16 protein-coding genes are annotated in these 16,708 nt (G+C 72.5%); 9 read left to right on the forward strand and 7 right to left on the reverse strand.

All coding sequences use genetic code 11. The features are described from left to right. Positions 1–24: 24 nt before the first annotated feature. Together RI578_RS33785 and RI578_RS33790 are read right to left on the reverse strand one after the other, a co-directional pair. Complete coding sequence (locus tag RI578_RS33785) at positions 25–1,293, reverse strand: SWF or SNF family helicase (protein ID WP_310874601.1); 1,269 nt, start codon at positions 1,291–1,293, stop codon at positions 25–27. Next, complete coding sequence (locus RI578_RS33790) at positions 1,290–3,926, reverse strand: DEAD/DEAH box helicase (protein ID WP_310875927.1); 2,637 nt, start codon at positions 3,924–3,926, stop codon at positions 1,290–1,292. The genes RI578_RS33785 and RI578_RS33790 overlap by 4 nt, the downstream gene beginning before the upstream one ends. Before the next feature lie 490 nt (positions 3,927–4,416). On the opposite strand from RI578_RS33790, the gene RI578_RS33795 reads away from it, so the two are divergent. Beyond that, positions 4,417–4,599: a hypothetical protein gene (locus RI578_RS33795; RefSeq protein ID WP_210959562.1), complete on the forward strand. Its 183-nt coding sequence runs from the start codon at positions 4,417–4,419 to the stop codon at positions 4,597–4,599. 4 nt (positions 4,600–4,603) lie between these two features. Here RI578_RS33795 and RI578_RS33800 read toward each other — a convergent pair whose 3' ends face one another. The 3 genes from RI578_RS33800 to RI578_RS33810 form a co-directional block, all read right to left on the reverse strand. After that, positions 4,604–6,070, reverse strand: coding sequence for a tannase/feruloyl esterase family alpha/beta hydrolase (locus RI578_RS33800; protein WP_310874602.1), 1,467 nt, complete (start codon positions 6,068–6,070; stop codon positions 4,604–4,606). Between the two features lie 176 nt (positions 6,071–6,246). Then, positions 6,247–7,206: a hypothetical protein gene (locus RI578_RS33805; RefSeq protein WP_310874603.1), complete on the reverse strand. Its 960-nt coding sequence runs from the start codon at positions 7,204–7,206 to the stop codon at positions 6,247–6,249. Between the two features lie 140 nt (positions 7,207–7,346). Beyond that, complete coding sequence (locus RI578_RS33810; RefSeq protein ID WP_310874604.1) at positions 7,347–7,673, reverse strand: hypothetical protein; 327 nt, start codon at positions 7,671–7,673, stop codon at positions 7,347–7,349. Between the two features lie 68 nt (positions 7,674–7,741). On the opposite strand from RI578_RS33810, the gene RI578_RS33815 reads away from it, so the two are divergent. Next, the gene (locus RI578_RS33815; protein WP_310874605.1) at positions 7,742–8,641 is read left to right on the forward strand and encodes an oxygenase MpaB family protein; all 900 of its coding nucleotides are present in this window, start codon (positions 7,742–7,744) and stop codon (positions 8,639–8,641) included. Between the two features lie 83 nt (positions 8,642–8,724). Here RI578_RS33815 and RI578_RS33820 read toward each other — a convergent pair whose 3' ends face one another. Continuing rightward, positions 8,725–9,324 carry a class I SAM-dependent methyltransferase gene (locus RI578_RS33820; RefSeq protein WP_310874606.1) on the reverse strand — a complete coding sequence of 200 codons (600 nt, stop codon included), beginning with the start codon at positions 9,322–9,324 and terminating at the stop codon, positions 8,725–8,727. Between the two features lie 172 nt (positions 9,325–9,496). Between RI578_RS33820 and RI578_RS33825 the strand changes: the two genes are divergently transcribed. From RI578_RS33825 to RI578_RS33845, 5 genes are all read left to right on the forward strand, one after another. Beyond that, positions 9,497–10,270 (forward strand): MHYT domain-containing protein, encoded by a 774-nt coding sequence (locus RI578_RS33825; protein WP_310874607.1) that lies wholly within the window; start codon positions 9,497–9,499, stop codon positions 10,268–10,270. 63 nt (positions 10,271–10,333) lie between these two features. Continuing rightward, positions 10,334–13,039: a nitrate- and nitrite sensing domain-containing protein gene (locus tag RI578_RS33830; RefSeq protein ID WP_310874608.1), complete on the forward strand. Its 2,706-nt coding sequence runs from the start codon at positions 10,334–10,336 to the stop codon at positions 13,037–13,039. Further along, positions 13,036–13,473, forward strand: coding sequence for a roadblock/LC7 domain-containing protein (locus RI578_RS33835; RefSeq protein ID WP_310874609.1), 438 nt, complete (start codon positions 13,036–13,038; stop codon positions 13,471–13,473). Before RI578_RS33830 ends, RI578_RS33835 begins: the two co-directional genes overlap by 4 nt. An 18-nt stretch (positions 13,474–13,491) precedes the next feature. Next, positions 13,492–13,905 (forward strand): DUF742 domain-containing protein, encoded by a 414-nt coding sequence (locus RI578_RS33840; RefSeq protein WP_310874610.1) that lies wholly within the window; start codon positions 13,492–13,494, stop codon positions 13,903–13,905. Between the two features lie 64 nt (positions 13,906–13,969). Beyond that, positions 13,970–14,575: an ATP/GTP-binding protein gene (locus RI578_RS33845; RefSeq protein WP_121750409.1), complete on the forward strand. Its 606-nt coding sequence runs from the start codon at positions 13,970–13,972 to the stop codon at positions 14,573–14,575. A gap of 92 nt (positions 14,576–14,667) precedes the next feature. On the opposite strand, the gene RI578_RS33850 is transcribed toward RI578_RS33845, so the two are convergent. Beyond that, on the reverse strand, positions 14,668–15,096 hold the full coding sequence (locus RI578_RS33850; protein WP_121750410.1) for a PPOX class F420-dependent oxidoreductase: 429 nt from the start codon (positions 15,094–15,096) through the stop codon (positions 14,668–14,670). Positions 15,097–15,202: 106 nt separating this feature from the next. Here RI578_RS33850 and RI578_RS33855 point away from each other — a divergent pair, with 106 nt between their 5' ends. Both RI578_RS33855 and RI578_RS33860 read left to right on the forward strand, forming a co-directional pair. After that, positions 15,203–15,616 carry a roadblock/LC7 domain-containing protein gene (locus RI578_RS33855; protein WP_055420617.1) on the forward strand — a complete coding sequence of 138 codons (414 nt, stop codon included), beginning with the start codon at positions 15,203–15,205 and terminating at the stop codon, positions 15,614–15,616. Positions 15,617–15,753: 137 nt separating this feature from the next. Beyond that, on the forward strand, positions 15,754–16,707 hold the full coding sequence (locus RI578_RS33860; RefSeq protein WP_310874611.1) for a DUF6397 family protein: 954 nt from the start codon (positions 15,754–15,756) through the stop codon (positions 16,705–16,707). Position 16,708 lies beyond the last annotated feature (1 nt).

Consider the following 16,708-nt stretch of genomic DNA (forward strand, 5'->3'; position numbering starts at 1 on the left):
GCCCAGTCGACGTAAGAGCAGACGTCAGCACTCGTCCCCGGCCGCCAGTACCGCCGTGGCCAGCGCCGTCGCCGGGTCCTGGGCAGCGCCGCCCACGGGGACCCAGCGGCCGCGCTCCTTGCGGTACGGCCACCAACGGCCGTCGTGGTCCAGGCGGAGCTGGTGGGGCGCGTCGACGACGGTCCACCGGTTGGCCCGCGCCCGCAGTGACGGCCGTTCGTCCTCGTCCCAGGCCGATTCCAGCGCCGCACGCGCGCGTGCGAGCGTGTCGCCCTCCACCGGCCACTCCTCCTCGAGCACCGACAGCGCGGCTCCGCCCCCGAGCCGCCACGCGCGTACGGCGACGGCCAGCGTCTCCCGGGTGCGCCCCGAGCCGTCGCCGAGGCGCTCCAGCACGTCCGCTCCGGGGTCGCCGGCGGCCAGGCGCACGGCATCCTGCGAGGCGGTCGGTTCCGTGCCCACCGGCTGCCGGCCGTGTCCGCTCCGCAGCGCCTCGGCGAGCAGGCGGTGTGCCTTCGCCGCGGCCCGGGAGGCCAGGAAGGCCAGGGCGGCCGGGTCGACGCCCGGAGGTGGCGCGCTCTCGGTGTCCAGCGACGGCGGTACGCCCGGACCCTCCCGGAGGCCGGGCAGGGCGGGCAGCGGAGGCAGCACGTGCCCCGCCGCGTACGCCTCGGCGGCGTCCACACCCTCCGGACGGGAGGCGGCGTCCTCCGTGGCCGTGTCGCCGCGCGTCTGAAGGGCGTCGAGTACGGCGCCCTCCGGCCGTCCGCGCATAAGCAGCAGGACGAAGGGGTCCTGGTCCAGGAGCCTGGCGACCTGGTAGCAGAGCGCCGCGGTGTGGCCGCAGTGATCCCAGGCGCCGCAGTCGCACTCCGGTTCCAAGTCGCCCAGGCCCGGCAGCAGATCGATGCCTGCGCTCGCGGCGTCCTCCACGAGGTGCGGCGGCATGTCGCGGTCCAGGAGCGCCGCGACATGCCCGGACCGCTCGATGGCCATGTCGGCGAAACGGTCCCACTGTGCGTCGGACAGCTGCTCCAGCAGGACATCGGCCCGATGCGCCGTGCGGTCCCGGTCGTGCACCACCGCGGTGATGCGTCCCGGACGTACAGACACCGCGCCGACCGCTCCCGCGCGCGCGAGCCGACGGCCCGTCTTCACCTGCGTCGCGTCCATGGCCGCGTCCTCCAGCGCCTTCAGCCAGGCCTGGCCCCACCAGGTCTGCGCGAAGCCCCGTCCGTGCGCGGGCGGCAGCGCGGCGAACGTCCGTTCCGTGTCCTCGTCGTACCGGGTCATCGCGTACCCCCTCGCAGCTCGACCAGCTCGGCCAGCTCCGCGTCCGTCAGCTCCGTGAGCGCCGACTCGCCCGTTCCCAGCACCGCGTCGGCCAGATCCTGCTTGCGGTTCAGCAGGGCCGCGATGCGGTCCTCGATGGTTCCCTCGGCGATCAGCCGGTGCACCTGCACGGGGCGGGTCTGCCCGATGCGGTAGGCGCGGTCGGTGGCCTGCGCCTCGACGGCCGGGTTCCACCAGCGGTCGTAGTGCACGACGTGCTCCGCGCGCGTGAGGTTCAGTCCGGTGCCCGCCGCCTTCAACGAAAGCAGGAAGACCGGGACCTCACCGTCCTGGAACCGCCGCACCATGGCCTCCCGCGCCGTGACGGACGTGCCGCCGTGCAGGAACAGCGAGGCGACGCCGCGGGCGGCCAGGTGCTGTTCGAGAAGGCGTGCCATCTGCACGTACTGCGTGAAGACCAGCACACTCGCCTCCTCGGCGAGGATGGTGTCGAGCAGCTCGTCCAGCAGCTCCAGCTTCCCCGAGCGGCCCGTGATCCTCGCCCGGTCCTCCTTGAGGAACTGCGCCGGGTGGTTGCAGATCTGTTTGAGGTTCGTCAGCAGTTTCACGATCATGCCGCGTCGCGCCATGCTGCCGGCCTCGGCGATCTCCGCGAGCGCCTCGCGCACCACCGCTTCGTACAGCCCCGTCTGCTCCGCGGTCAGGGACACCGGATGGTCGGTCTCGGTCTTCGGCGGCAGCTCCGGCGCGATCCCGGGGTCCGACTTGCGGCGGCGCAGCAGGAACGGCCGTACGAGCCGCGCCAGCCGCTCCGCCGCTGCCGGGTCCTGGCCGCCCTCGACGGCCTGTGCGTAGTGCCTGCGGAAGGTACCGAGCCGGCCCAGCAGGCCCGGCGTGGCCCAGTCGAGGATCGCCCACAGTTCGGAGAGGTTGTTCTCCACCGGCGTGCCGGTGAGCGCCACACGCGCGCGTGCGCCGATGGAACGCAGTCGCCGCGCGGTTTCCGAGTAGGGGTTCTTCACGTGCTGGGCCTCGTCCGCCACGACCATGCCCCACGGCACGGCGGAGAGCCGGTCGGTGTCCAGGCGCATGGTGCCGTAGGTGGTGAGCACGAACTCGCCGTCGGCGAGACCCTCCAGGTCGCGCCGGGTGCCGTGGAAGCGGCGTACAGGGGTGCCGGGTGCGAACCGCTCGATCTCCCGCTGCCAGTTGCCCATGAGGGAGGTAGGGCAGACCACCAGGGTGGGCCCGGCGGCGGACTCGTCGCTCTGCCGGTGCAGATGCAGGGCGATCAGCGTGATGGTCTTGCCGAGCCCCATGTCGTCGGCGAGACAGCAGCCCAGGCCCAACGACGTCATGCGGGCCAGCCAGTTGAGTCCCCGTCGCTGGTAGTCGCGCAGCGTGGCGTCGAGGGCGGCGGGCTGCGCGACGGCATCCTGCGCCTCGGGGTCGGCGAGCCGTTCCCGCAGGGCCGCGAGCCATCCCGTGGGGCGCACCTCGACGCGGTGTCCGTCGACCTCCGTCGAGCCCGTGAGGGCCGCGGCGAGCGCGTCGACGGGTGTGACCTTGTGGTCCTGCCGGGCGCGGACGCGGTGGGCCGCATCCGGGTCCACGAGGACCCACTGGTCGCGCAGGCGCACCACGGGGCGGTTGGCCTCGGCGAGCGTATCCAGCTCCTCGCGCGTGAGCCGCTGCTCGCCCAGGGCGAACGACCAGTTGAAGGCGAGCAGCGCGTCGGCGGACAGGAACGACGGGCCGGCGTCCGACGAGGCCGTGCGTGGCGACGGCTCGTCGTCGGGCGGTCCGACCTCCGCGCGGGCCGTCAGGTCACGGGCCAGCTCCCGCGGCCAGTGCACGTCGACTCCCGCGCCGGCGAGCGCTCGGGAGCCCGCTCCGAGGAGCTCGGTCACCTCTTCGTCGGCGAGTTCGACGGCGTCCGGCACGGCGGCCGACAGCAGCGGCGTGAGCGCGGGCCAGGCCCGTGCCGCACGGCGGAGCGCGAGCAGGGTGTCCATTCGTACGCGGGTGCCGAACGCGTCGCCCACGGTGCCGGCCCACACCTCGGCGGTGTCCGCGACGAGCCCGGGATCGCTCACGCCGTGCACCTGGAGCACGGCCCGGAACGCGGGTCGAGCCTCCTGGGAAGCCGTGGCCGACAGGCCCCGCACCTCGATCCGCAGCGACAGCCGTACTCCCGCGTCGTGCCCGGCGGCGACATCGGCCGCCCACTCGCGCAGTTCGGGCATCCGCTGCGGTTCCCGCGAGGCGTAGGCGGGCCCGGCCGTCACGAGTTCGGCGGCGGGGGAGCGGGGCAGCGTGTCGGCGACCGCGTCCAGGAAGGCACGGACCAGCCGCTCCGGGTCGGGCAGCCGCAGGGGCCCGGCATCGTCGACCGGGACCGCGTGCGCCTCGGGCGGCATGGCGGCGGCGAGGTGGCGGATCCGTTGGGTCTCCTCCGGGCCGAGCGGGCCCGTGCGCCAGGCGTCGTGGTCGGCCTCGGACAGGCCGGGCAGCAGCAGGCCGCTCGCCACCAGGTGCAGTGCCTCGACGGCGACCGCGCCCCAGAACACGGTCGCCCGGTGGCCGTCCGCGCTCTCACGCGCGCGCGTGAGGAGCGGCAGGGCCGTCCGCATCGGCAGCAGCACCGCGGGCACGCGGACCGGCCTTACGCCGTCACCGTCGGGGAGTGCGACCGTCAGGTTTTCCGTGGTCCCCGACGAGACGGACGCAGGGGCCTCGCCGTCGGGCCGCCAGAACGCCACGCTGCCGGCCCGGGCGGGTTCCCCGGGCACGAAAACAGCACAGCAGTGGGCGAGTTCGGCGATGTCGGAGGGCGTGGCCGGGAAAGTGGTCTGCGCAACGATGGTGTATTCCTCAAACTTGACTAGTCGGGGCGCGGTCGCCGACTGTACATGATTCCCGAGGCCGGGGGGTGCGGCCGGGCTGTGGTGTGGGTCACTATGCAGATGAGGAGGTGCTCTCTTCGAAGGGAGTCGCCGGCGCGTTCTCAGGGGTGCGTAAGGGTCCGGTCTCAGGGACGTCTCAGGGTCGCGGTACGGAACCGCCGGGAGCGTGGGCCCGTTTTCAGGAGAGAGCGGCAGTGGCCGCGAAGGAGGCGACACCATGTCGAAGAACGCCAAAGTCGCAGCGGGGGGAGTGGCGGTCGGGCTCATCCTGCTGATCTGGCTGCCCTGGTGGGCCGCCCTGCTCATAGTGCTGGGAGTCCCGACCGCCGCGTACCTCACCCTGGACCCCGGGCAGCGGCGCAGGCTGCGCCGCGCCACGCGCAAGGAGATCGGCCGTTGAGGCGCTAACGCCGAATCTCAGATGACTCAGACGTCTCAGAAGTCTCGGGGGTCCCGGAGGTTTCGGCTGTCCCGGCTGTCCCGGCAGTCTCGGCCGTTTCGGTAAGGGCGCAGGAGTTGACCACGTCGCCGTACGCGGGCCTGTCGATCGTGTGGTCCGCGGGTGGCGTGGCGCCCTGCTCCACCCAGGCGGTCAGCGCGTCGAAGGCCGACCGGAAGCAGGGCAGGATCGGCCGCAGCCTGTCGGGATACGTGTCGTACAGCCCGTCGACGTGCGTGCCGCCCCCGACCGTGTAATAGCGGTGCAGCTCGCCTCGCCCCCTCCTGTCGATCATGCGCGCGTACACGTCGGAGTCGGCGGCCTTGGGCAGCAGCGCGTCCAGGTCGCCGTGCAGGGTGATCAGCGGCTTGCCGATGCGCCCCGTAAGTGCGACCCGGGCCACCGCGCGGTGGACGGACGCGGGGCGCTCCGCGTAGTCGTACGTGGCGTCGGAGCGGCACGGCGCCAGGATCTCCTCCAGGGTGGATCCGGCGGTCGGCCCCGGGCAGGCGGGGTCGTAGGCCGGGTCGAACTCGGCCCGGTAGATCTTCTGCGTCAAGCCCCAGTAGGCCTTCTCGTGATACGGCCACAGAAACTCGGAGCCGCGCGCGAAGCCCGCCGCGTACAGTTCCTCGTCCCGTGCCGCGCCGAACATCCGAGCCACCGTCACCGGCAGGGACGTGAGGAGGCTGGGGCCGTTCGCGGTCCACAGCGCCCCCTCCCAGTCCACGCCGCCGTCGTACAGCTCCGGGTGGTTCTCCAGCTGCCAGCGGGTGAGATAGCCGCCGTTGGAGATGCCGGCGATGTAGGTGCGACGCGGCGCGTGCCCGTAGCGCTGGGCGGCCACTCGGCGGGCGGCCCGGGTGAGTTGGGTGGTACGTGCGTTCCACTCGGCGACCGCGTCTCCGGGCCGGACGCCGTCCCGGTAGAAGTCCGTCCCGCTGTTGCCCTTGTCGGTCGCGGCGTACGCGTACCCCTGCGCGAGGGCCCGGTCGGAGATCGCCTTGTCCGTGGCGTACTGCTCGCGGGTGCCCGGCGCCCCCGTCACGACGAGGCCGCCGTTCCAGTGGTCCGGCAGCCGGATCACGAACTGCGCGTCGTGCCGCCAGCCGTGCGTGTTGTTGAAGCGGGAGGAGTCCGGAAAGTACCCGTCGACCTGGATGCCGGGCACTCCGGACGGCGTCCTGGTGCCGCCGGCCGTCAACCCGGCCTGGTCGGCCATGTCGGTGTAGGGGGTGCCCGCCAGTCCGGTGGTGGTCAGATCGTCCAGGCAGGCGCTGCGCTGCAGGGCCGCACCCGGCACTCGTACGCGCTCCTGGCGGGCGCAGTGTCCGCCTCCGTCGCTCGCTGCCGCGGCGACGGGCGTCGGCCCGATGAGCGAGACCACCGTCACGACGGCGGCGAGGAACGGGACACCACGGGGCAGACGCATCAGGGACTCCAGGCGCGACGGGGGAGTGGAGCTGAGGGCTGCCCCATCGTGCGGGTCCGCTACGACCTCTTCCATGGGCGGGAGCCACATGGGAAGAGAGCCGGTCATAGAGGTTGAAGACATCGAGGACGGGAGGGCGCCCGACTCCAGCGGCAACGGGCCTCGGTGTCCTCGGGTCAGCTCGGCCTTACGGCCATCTTGTCGAGCGCCTCCAGGAGTCCGGGCAGCGACGGCCCCCGCCCCACGGGCAGGACCTCACCGGGTTCCTCGTCGAGCAGGATGAAGGCGATGTCGTCGGTTCTGGCGACGAGCGACCAACCGGGGCCGTCGGCACGCAGTGTCCGAGCGTCCCCCGGCGCGAAAGAGGACCGGACCCGGCCGAGCGGCGGGGGCGTGTCGACGTAGGCGCGGGCCTCCGCGAGCACCCGCCGGACACCGCCGTGCCCGGAGGACCCATCGCCGGCGTCCGTGGTGCCGGCACCGGCACCGGCGTCCGTAGTACCGGCTCCGGCGTCCGCTGTACCGGCCTCATTCGTGGCGTCGTTCCCCGCGCCCTCGCCCGCGCCCGAGTCCTCTGCCGCCTCGTCGCCCGGCGAATCGTCAACGGACCCGGCGTCGCCGCCCGTCACCGGGAAGTCCGCGTCGTCGATCTGCTCTCGCCACTGCGCCCACTGCGCGGCGATCTCGTCGGCTCCCAGACGCCGCTGCGCGGGCCCCCACACCGTGGTGTCCGGCGGCGACAGGGCCGGCTGGTCGGCGGACTCAAGGTCGGGATCGTGCGGCGCTGGCACGCCGGGGGCCGCCACGGCGACCGCGAGGGGCCAGCCGGGCAGCGCGGCGACGACCGTACGCTCGTCCGGCGACAGGTCGTACTCCATGCCACAGTCCCAGGAGGCCACGGCGACGGCCACCAGCGAGACGTCGTCGACGACGACGGTCCACCGGGCGCCGTCACCGTCCTGGCCGAGTACCAGGCCGTAGCCGTCCGCCAGCGGTGGCAGACCGAGCGCCGCGCACGCCTCCGGGTAGTCGTCGCCCAGCACACTCGGAAACTTCGCCGGCGTCAGCAGCACCGCCGTGAGCACATAGAGCGCATCGTCCTCGGCGGCGACGGCGTCCTCGTCCGTCCCGGCCATCCCAGCCTCCCCATCGGTTCGTCCAATGGCGCGCACCCTAGTGCGCCGGGGAAGCCCTTGTCACGACTCCCAGACGCACCCGAGCTGCAGTTTTCCGGCTGGACGGGGCGAAATCGCCCGCTTGTGACGGACGGGCGGGGTCAGGTCGCGGGCAGCCCAAGGAGGGCTCGGGCCACGTCCCGCGGCGACTCGTCGCGCTCCCGCGCGAGCGCGATCACCGCCCGGCACGCCAACTCGTTCACCCCGAACGAAAGGGCCTCCGGCGACACCCAGCCCGCCGCCTCGTCGATCCGTTCCTGGTCGTCGTCCGCGCACGCCGACACGTACTCGGCGGCTGCCTCGAACAGATTGTGCGAGCGCTGCTCCCCTCCCGTTCTCCCCTCAGTGCGCCGAGCGGCGCGAGATCTGTCCCAGGCCTCGTGGATCCTGCCGAACAAGCGGATCACCCCTCCCCTGCCGATAGCCATGGCCGATCGTGCATCTCACGCCACTCAACGTAGAGTTGAAGCTTCGACGGCAGAAGGGGACGGCCACGGTGAAGCGCTTCGAACGGCTGGCACAGATCCGACGGATGGACCCTCACAAGGACGCTTCGGAGATTTATCGGCTGGCCTCGGCCTACGAGTTCCCGTGGGACTTCAGCCGCGCCCTCGAGCTGGCGCTCTACCGCACCTACGCCGTTCCGAGCATCGGCCGGCTACTGGCCGAGACGGCGGAGTTCACGGACCGGGCGCAGAAGCGGTACGACGACACGGCGCTGCTTCTGGACGCCGTCGTCGAGCACGGCTTCGGCAGCGAGCAGGGCCGCACGGCCATCCGGCGCATCAACCAGATGCACCGCAGTTACGACATCACCAACGACGACATGCGGTACGTCCTGTGCACGTTCGTCGTGACCCCCAAACGCTGGATCGACGCCTACGGATGGCGCAGGATGTCGCGCCACGAGACCATCGCGTCCGCCGTCCACTACCGCACGCTGGGACGGCACATGGGGATCAAGGGCATTCCCGAGTCCTACGAGGAGTTCGAAGCCTGCCTCGACGCCTATGAGGAGGCCCACTTCGCCTGGGACGAAAGTGCGCGCCGGGTCTCCGACGCGACACTCGACCTCATGGCCTCCTGGTATCCGAGCCCCCTCGCTCCGGCCCTGCGCACCGGGATCCTCGCCCTGCTCGACGAGCCCCTCCTGCGAGCTTTCCGGTACACGCCGCCGAGCCCCGCCACCCGCACGCTGGTACGCCGCGCGGTGCGGCTGCGCGGCCGCGCGGTCCGGTTGATGCCGCCGAGGCGCGCTCCGCACCACGCCCGGCAGAACTGGGAGATCAAGGGCTACCCGAACGGCTACCGGCTGGCCGAGCTGGGCACCCGCCCGGTCCCCGGCCTGCGGGGCTGTCCGGTCCGCCACATCGACACGTCAGCAGCCGCCGAGTGAACCGATCGTCTCGAGCAGCCAGTTGAGTCCACTCCGGGAGGTGGCTCGCGCGATGGTCGGAACGCCGCGCCGGAGGCGAGCGGTCAGTCCTCGCGCACGGCCAGGGCCAGAAAGCGGGCGTCCTCGTCGACGTACGACGTCATGCGCCACCCGGAACCGGCGAACAACGGCCGGAGGTTGGGCTCGGCACGCAGGTCGTCCGGCGTGATCCGCCGCCCCTGCCGCGCCGCGAGCGCCGCTCTGCCGATCGGATGGAACAGCGCCAGCACACCGCCGGGTCGCACGACGCGCGCCAACTCCCGCAGGTTCCCGGCGGGATCGGGCAGGTGAGCCACGAGGCCCGCCGCGAACACGGCGTCGAGCGTCCGCGACCGCAGCGGCAGCGCGGCGACGTCGGTCAGCAGCAAGCGGCCGTCACGGTCCCTCCCGGCCCGTACGGCGGCCTGGAGCATGGCGGGCGTCAGATCGGCCCCGACAACCAGGCCCGACGGTCCCACGGCCGCCCGCAAGGGAGGCAGGGCCCGTCCCGTGCCGCAGCCCGCGTCGAGCACGTGATCCCCCTCCCGCAGGCCCAGCTCGGCGACCGCGGCCGCGTAGGCGGGGCCGTCGTCGGGGAACCGGCTGTCCCAGTCGGCGGCGCGGGCGCCGAAGAACTCCTGGACGTGCGTATGGTCGTCGCTCATGCTCCGCATGATCCCTCAAAGACACCCCCTCGATGTCAATGACACAGAGGACGCCGCAGCGCACACGTTCGAGCATGACGCGATCGTTCCAGCGCTTTCCTGCGTCAGATAGCAACACCTTTCGAAATGCGCCCCCGTTGTGCGCCCTTGCCGGGACTAGCGTCCCGGGGCCATGGGACACCTGGACCACGCCGCCCTGGGCTGGCTGACCCCCGCGCTGTCGTACGCGATGGCCTGTACCGGCGCAGCCCTCGGGCTGCGCTGCACCGTGCGCGCCCTCGCCGCCACCGGGCGCGCGCGCCGCAACTGGCTTCTCACCGCGGCCTCGGCGATCGGCACCGGCATCTGGACGATGCACTTCGTCGCCATGCTCGGCTTCCGGGTCAGCGGCACCGACATCCGCTACGACGTGCCGCTCACCCTCATGAGCCTGCTCGTCGCCGTGATCGTCGTCTGCGTCGGCGTCTTCGCGGTCGGCTACGGCCGTGAGCGCGGCCGAGCACTCCTGCTCGGCGGACTCACCACCGGGCTCGGCGTCGCGAGCATGCACTACCTCGGCATGGCGGCCGTGCGCCTGCACGGTGACGTGAGCTACGACCCGATGCGCGTCGGACTCTCCGTCCTCATCGCCGTCGCCGCCGCCACGGCGGCCCTGTGGGCGGCGCTCAACATCAGGTCGCCCCTCGCGGTGACGCTCGCCTCGCTGATCATGGGAGCCGCGGTGAGCAGCATGCACTACACGGGAATGTTCGCGGTGAGCGTGCGCGTCACGCCCTCCGGCGAGGCGCTGCCCGGGGCCACGGCGATGCAGTTCATCTTCCCCCTCGCCGTCGGCCTCGGGTCCTACCTCTTCCTGACCTCGGCCTTCGTCGCGCTGTCGCCGACGGCGGGGGAGCGCGAGGCGTCCGCCTCGGCCCAGCAGCCCGTAGGGAGCACCGCCCGGTAACGGCGGGCCCGGCCGTCAGCGGCCCGGCGACAACGCACCGACCCCGTACCGAGCGAGGAGGCCATGCGCACACCCCGTACGACCCCCGCAGCCGGCGCCGAGACGCCGCCCCAGCCACCCGTGCGCGGCCGCCGCGCGCACGCCGGACCACCGGCCGACGAGGGCCCGGCGAACCGCACGGACGAGGCACCGGACGCGTCCGCCACGCGCGCGTGGCGCCGGCGAATACGGCCCCGCACCGTGCGCGCCAGGATCGTCAGCCTGCTGATGGTGCCCGTCGTCTCCCTGTTGGCCCTGTGGGCGTACGCCACCGTCACGACCGCCCAGGACATCTCCCGGCTGCGGCAGGTGCAGCGCGTGGACGCCCAGGTCCGCGCTCCGGTGAGCGCAGCCGTCGCCGCCCTGCAGGCCGAGCGGGTCGCGGCCGTCCGCCACGCCACCGACCCGTCGGCGGTGCCGAGCGGCGATTACCGGGAACTCTCCGCACACACCGACCGCGCCGTCGGGAAACTGCGGTTGGGCGACCGCCATACCGTCGCCGACAGCGAGGAACTGCCCGCCGGTGTGGCTCGGCGCCTCGAAGCGTTCGTCACCGGCGCCGAACGGCTGGGAACGCTGCGCTCCGCCGTCATCGACCGCCGCGCGGACTGGGCGGAGGCCTACCGCCAGTACACGACGACCATCTCGGCGGCGTTCCGGGTGGGCGGCGCGCTGAGCGGTATCCAGGACGCCGATCTGGGGTCCGACGCGCGCGTGCTGGTCGAGTTCGCCCGCGCGGGTGAGGCACTGGCCCAGGAGGATGCCCTGCTCGCCGGGGCCCGCCTCGCCGACGGACTCGGCGGTGAGCGGCTGCGGTTGTTCACCGGCGCCGTCGACAGACGCAGGACCCTCACCGAGTCCGCCGTCGCCGACCTGCGCGGCTCCGAACGCGCAGCCTGGCAGGACCTCGCCGGCAGCGGCGCCTACGCGACCGTGGCGACGGCCGAGGACAAGCTGCTGGCCCAAGCTCCCGAGGGCCGGGCGGTCGAGGCAACGGCACCGCGACCCACGTGGGACGGCGCCCACGCGCGCGTGCGGGACGCCATGCGGGCGATCGAACAGGACGCCGGGCGCCAAGTCGCCGACCGGGCGGACCCGTTCACGCGCGGCGTGCTCACTCCGGCCGGGGCCGCGGTCCTCTTCGGCCTCCTCGCCGTCGCCGCATCGCTCGTCATCTCCGTCCGCATCGGCCGCGGCCTCGTGGTCGAGCTGGTGAGCCTGCGCGACAGCGCCCTGGAGATCGCCCGCCGCAAACTCCCCGAGGCCATGCGCAGACTGCGCACGGGCGAGGAGATCGACGTCCGGTCCGAGGCGCCACCGGGGCCGCCCGCCGAGGACGAGGCCGGCCAGGTCGCCGAGGCACTGGACACCGTGCACCGGGCCGCCCTGCGGGCCGCGGTGGAACGCGCCGAACTCGCCAGCGGCATCTCCGGGGTCTTCGTGAACCTCGCCCGCCGCAGCCAGGTCCTCGTCCACCGTCAGCTGAATCTGCTGGACAGCATGGAACGCCGCTCCGACGACCCGAACGAACTGAGCGACCTCTTCCGTCTCGACCACCTCACCACCCGTATGCGGCGCCACGCCGAAAGCCTGATCATCCTCTCCGGCGCGGCACCCGGGCGGGCCTGGCGCATGCCGGTCTCCCTCACGAACGTGATTCGCGCGGCGGTCTCCGAAGTCGAGGACTACGCGCGCGTGGAGGTACGACAGCTCCCCGAGGCGTCCGTGATCGGCGCCGCCGTCGCCGACCTCACCCACCTCGTGGCCGAGATCATCGAGAATGCGGCCCAGTTCTCGCCACCCCACACGCGCGTGCGCGTCACCGGAGAACCCGTCGGCAACGGCTATGCGATCGAGGTCGAGGACCGCGGGCTCGGCATGGGCAAGGACACCCTCGCCGAGGCCAACCACCGCATCGCCCGGTCCGAGGCACTCGACCTGTTCGACAGCGACCGGCTCGGCCTGTTCGTGGTCAGCCGGCTCGCCGCCCGGCACGACATCAAGGTGCACCTCAAGACCTCGCCCTACGGCGGCACCACCGCCGTCGTCCTCCTGCCCACCGCACTTCTGCACAACGGGACGGCGGAACATTCCCCCGGGACGGCAGTCGAGGCACCACAGCCCGAGGAGCGCCGGTACGCGCGCGTGCCCGGCGCCGCCCCGCACCAGGAGCCCGTCCCCGCGTCGGCAGACCGGCCGGCGCTGACGGCCTCCGTACCGGCGACGGCACGGGCCACGGCACCCGGTCGGCCATCAGGAGCCCCAGCCTTGCGCCTGCACCGATCCCCTGACGCCTCCACGAAGTCCGCCGGCCGAGACCTGCCGCATGCGGCAGGTGGGTCTGACGGCCCCGGTCTGCCGCATGCGGCAGGTGGGTCTGACGGCCCCGGTCTGCCGCATGCGGCCGGGGGGTCTGACGGCCGCGACCTGCCGCACACGGCCGGGGAGTCCGACGGCCCCGACCTGCCGCACGCCGCCGGGGAGTCCGACGACCTCCCTCGTCGCGTGCGGCAGGCCAGTCTCGCTCCCCAGCTGCGCGACGGGCGCCCCGCCGACCCCGCGCGGTCGTCCCCGCCGCCCGGAGACGACGAGCGCACTCCCGAAGTCGTACGGGACCGCTTGGCCGCATACCGCGCCGGCTGGTCGCGCGGTGGTGGCAGGCGACCCGGCCGCGGAGCGCCGCCGGATGCGCCGGCCGGCGGCAACAGCAATGAAGGAGACCCAGCATGATCCACAATCCCGGCACCGGGAGCGCCCGGCGGACCCGCGAACTCGACTGGCTGCTGGACGACCTCGTCGTATGCGTGAGCGAAGTACGGCACGCCGTGGTGCTGTCGAACGACGGACTCGCCGTGGGCGCGTCGACCGGCCTCGGCCGCGAGGACGCCGAACACCTGGCAGCGGTCGCCTCCGGCTTCCACAGCCTGGCCAAGGGCGCGGGCCGGCACTTCGGTGCCGGGGGCGTGCGCCAGACCATGGTGGAGATGGACGACGGCTTCCTGTTCGTGGCCGCCGCGGGCGACGGCTCCTGCCTCGCCGTTCTCACCGCCGTGACCGCCGACATCGGCCTGGTGGCCTACGAGATGGCACGGCTGGTCAGACGCGTCGGCGAGCACCTCCACACCGCGCCGCGCACCGCCGCGCGGCCGCCCGCCGGCGGATGACGAGGGAGGGCGGCGCGGATGACCGAGGACACCACGGGCGGCGGCCGGGAGCGGCCGGGCAGCCAGTGGTACGACAACGAGGCAGGACCCCTCGTCCGGCCCTACGCGATGACAGGCGGACGCACCCGGCCCGGCCCCACGGGGGTGCGGTTCGACCTGATCGCTCTCGTCACACGAGCCCCTGACGCCCCGGACACCGACGACACGGCGCTCGGACCGGAGCACCGGACCCTGATCGATCTGTGCCGCGCGGAGACCCAGTCGGTCGCCGAACTCGCCGCGGACGCGGATCTGCCCGTGGGCGTGGTGAGGGTGCTTCTAGGAGACCTGGTGGAGCGCGGCTCCGTGACCGTCAGCCGACCCGTACCGCCGGCCCAGCTGCCCGACGAACGGATTCTGCGCGAAGTGATCGACGGACTCCGCGCACTGTGAAGGAGGCCGAAAGGCCATGACCGGCAATTACGTTCACGACCACCCGGACCGAGAGAAGTGATCGATGGTCTCCGAGCACTCCGACGCCACGGACGGTGACACGACCGCGCTGGCGTTGAAGATCCTGGTCGCCGGAGGATTCGGCGTGGGCAAAACCACCTTGGTGGGCGCGGTCAGCGAGATCAGGCCGCTGCGCACGGAGGAAATGCTCAGCGAGGCCGGGCGGCTGGTGGACGACACCGACGGCATCGACCGCAAGGTCACCACGACCGTCGCCATGGACTTCGGGCGCATCACCATCCGGTCCGGCCTCTCCCTCTACCTCTTCGGCACGCCGGGCCAGGACCGCTTCTGGTTTCTGTGGGACGAACTCTCACAGGGCGCCCTCGGCGCTGTCGTCCTCGCGGACACCCGGCGCCTGGCGGACTGTTTCCCGGCGGTCGACTATTTCGAGCACCGGCGCATCCCCTTCGTGGTGGCCGTCAACTGCTTCAAGGGAGCGCGCCGCTACGACGCTCAGGACGTTCTGCGGGCCCTCGACCTCGACCGTGGAACGCCCGTGGTGCTGTGCGACGCCCGGGACCGCGACTCGGGGAAGGAGGTGCTGATCCGGCTCGTCGAGTACGCCGGGCGGATGCACACCGCCCGGCTGCTCGACTCCGTACGCTGACCGGACCGGACCGGAACGAACCGGACGGAACGAACCGGACGGAACGAACCGGTCCGGACCGCCGGACCGGCGCCTTCCGGCCGGAGGACGCCTCAGTCCGCCACGGACTTCTGAGCCAGCACCTTGTCCACGGTGACACGGACGAGGAGCTCACCCGGAACGCCGTTGCGGGCCCCGAACTCCTCGGCGCGCTCCTCGCCCATGTACCGGGCCCCGATCCTGGCGGCCCAGTGGCGGAGTTCGTCGAGGTCCTCCGAGATCCGTGCGCGCCCCTGCAGCACGACGAAGTCGAAGGGCGGCCGGTCGTCGTCCACGCACAGGGCGACCCGGCCGTCACGGGCCAGATTGCGTCCCTTCACGGTGTCCTTGCCGGTGTTGAACACCATGTCGTCCCCGTCCAGCAGGAACCAGATCGGCGCCACATGCGGGCTGCCGTCCGCCCGAACGGTCGAGAGCTTCCCGGTGCGGGTGCCGTCCGAGACGAACGCCCGCCATTCCTCATCGGTCATCTTCTGTGCCATGCCCCCATCCTCCTTGCCCGGAGCACAAGCGTGGTGAAGGCTGGCGGGCAGATCCTCCGGCCAGGAGGAGAGCATGCATACGGGGACAACACGGGGAGACCGGACCATGGTGCAGAACCAGGGACTTGGCTGGCTGCTGGACGACCTGACCGAGCGCGTCGAACACGTCCGGCACGCGTTGGTCCTGTCCAACGACGGGCTGGTGACGGGGGCGAGTACGGGTCTGCGACGCGAGGACGCCGAGCACCTCGCCGCCGTCTCGTCCGGACTGCACAGCCTGGCCAAGGGCTCGGGCCGACACTTCGGCGCGGGTCAGGTACGACAGACGATGGTCGAGTTCGACGACGCCGTACTGTTCGTCACCGCGGCGGGCTCGGGCAGTTGCCTGTGCGTGCTCAGCGGCGCGGAGACCGACATCGGGCAGATCGCGTACGAGATGACCCTGCTCGTGAACCGGGTCGGTGAGCACCTCGACGTCGACGCGCGACAGCCGGGCCGGATATCACCCACAGACCTCTGACCTGGGCTTTCCATACTTTCGTGGAGACGGCTGCGGAGTTGTCCACAGGCCTGCCACGGATGTCGCGGCAGCGGCTACGGTCTTGTGTCAGGCGGGGGCGGACAGCACCGGCCGCACACTCCACGGGGGAGAAGACCATGTCCGGGAACACCATCACGCACAAGATCACGGCCACTGCCGAGCAGATCGGCACCACCCGCGGCGCCACCCGCGGCGCCGCCCACGACCCTTCGCTCGCCCCGAACCGCGCGGCACGAGAACTGGGTCTCAGGCGCAGTGAGTTCGACCTCGCCGTACACCTCGGGCGCATCCGCACCGTACCCGACGAGGGAGGAGGGGGCGGCCGACGCGTCGCGCGCGACGAGATCGAACGGATCCGGGCGGGGGAGGGCTTCCCCGAGGCGCTGAGGGACAGCGTCCGCGCCGTCGGGACCATGGAAGGCGCTGCCCTCATGGAAGTGCCCAGGGCCCGGTTCACCCGCCTCGCACGACTGGGGCTCCTGGTGCCCGTGAAGTTCTACGTCAACCGCTATCGCGCCGTCGTCTGGCTGTATCTGGCCGACGAGCTACGGCAGTTCGCGACCGACGAGAGGAACGCCGCACTGCTGAAGGGCCGTACGCCCGAGGGCCTGCGGGACCAGCTGACGGAGGGCCTGGACCTGCGTCCCCGCAACTGGAGGGGACGGCACCTGGGGTTCCTGCTCCGCCAGGCCGACGACGACCCGTGGGCCCGGGCCGCGGCCGTCGCGTCAGTGCTCGAGCCGGTCGAGGTCTCCGCGGTCGTCAGGGACCCCTACGAGCGCTCCTACCTGCACCGGTTCCGCCCGGTTCCGCCCGCCCACGGTTCGCCCGGCTCCCCGGCCGCGCAGCTCGCCGAGGAGATCATGACGGCGGCGGACCCGGACGAGATCGACTGGCTCCGCACGGACCTGGCGGGCGCGGTGGAAGCCGCACGCGGGCAGCGTCCGGCGCCACGCCCGGCCCTTCGCCCCCTGCCGACCCCACCGGTCCGGGAAGCCACGCCGCACGAGGCCGAGGAACCCGGACGGTTCCGCGGCCTGCTGGGCCGGCTGTGGCGCAGAGACTCCTGAA

The sequence above is a fragment of the Streptomyces sp. BB1-1-1 genome, from assembly GCF_031597775.1.
Taxonomy (GTDB): Bacteria; Actinomycetota; Actinomycetes; order Streptomycetales; family Streptomycetaceae; genus Streptomyces; species Streptomyces thinghirensis.

Bases quoted from the DNA above. Each gene is read 5' to 3' on its own strand.
- RI578_RS33785 (WP_310874601.1), bottom strand. From the start codon at position 1,293: ATGACCCGGTACGACGAGGACACGGAACGGACGTTCGCCGCGCTGCCG.
- RI578_RS33790 (WP_310875927.1), bottom strand. From the start codon at position 3,926: ATGCGGACGGCCCTGCCGCTCCTCACGCGCGCGCGTGAGAGCGCGGAC.
- RI578_RS33795 (WP_210959562.1), top strand. From the start codon at position 4,417: ATGTCGAAGAACGCCAAAGTCGCAGCGGGGGGAGTGGCGGTCGGGCTC.
- RI578_RS33800 (WP_310874602.1), bottom strand. From the start codon at position 6,070: ATGCGTCTGCCCCGTGGTGTCCCGTTCCTCGCCGCCGTCGTGACGGTG.
- RI578_RS33805 (WP_310874603.1), bottom strand. From the start codon at position 7,206: ATGGCCGGGACGGACGAGGACGCCGTCGCCGCCGAGGACGATGCGCTC.
- RI578_RS33810 (WP_310874604.1), bottom strand. From the start codon at position 7,673: ATGGCTATCGGCAGGGGAGGGGTGATCCGCTTGTTCGGCAGGATCCAC.
- RI578_RS33820 (WP_310874606.1), bottom strand. From the start codon at position 9,324: ATGAGCGACGACCATACGCACGTCCAGGAGTTCTTCGGCGCCCGCGCC.
- RI578_RS33825 (WP_310874607.1), top strand. From the start codon at position 9,497: ATGGGACACCTGGACCACGCCGCCCTGGGCTGGCTGACCCCCGCGCTG.
- RI578_RS33830 (WP_310874608.1), top strand. From the start codon at position 10,334: ATGCGCACACCCCGTACGACCCCCGCAGCCGGCGCCGAGACGCCGCCC.
- RI578_RS33835 (WP_310874609.1), top strand. From the start codon at position 13,036: ATGATCCACAATCCCGGCACCGGGAGCGCCCGGCGGACCCGCGAACTC.
- RI578_RS33840 (WP_310874610.1), top strand. From the start codon at position 13,492: ATGACCGAGGACACCACGGGCGGCGGCCGGGAGCGGCCGGGCAGCCAG.
- RI578_RS33845 (WP_121750409.1), top strand. From the start codon at position 13,970: ATGGTCTCCGAGCACTCCGACGCCACGGACGGTGACACGACCGCGCTG.
- RI578_RS33850 (WP_121750410.1), bottom strand. From the start codon at position 15,096: ATGGCACAGAAGATGACCGATGAGGAATGGCGGGCGTTCGTCTCGGAC.
- RI578_RS33855 (WP_055420617.1), top strand. From the start codon at position 15,203: ATGGTGCAGAACCAGGGACTTGGCTGGCTGCTGGACGACCTGACCGAG.
- RI578_RS33860 (WP_310874611.1), top strand. From the start codon at position 15,754: ATGTCCGGGAACACCATCACGCACAAGATCACGGCCACTGCCGAGCAG.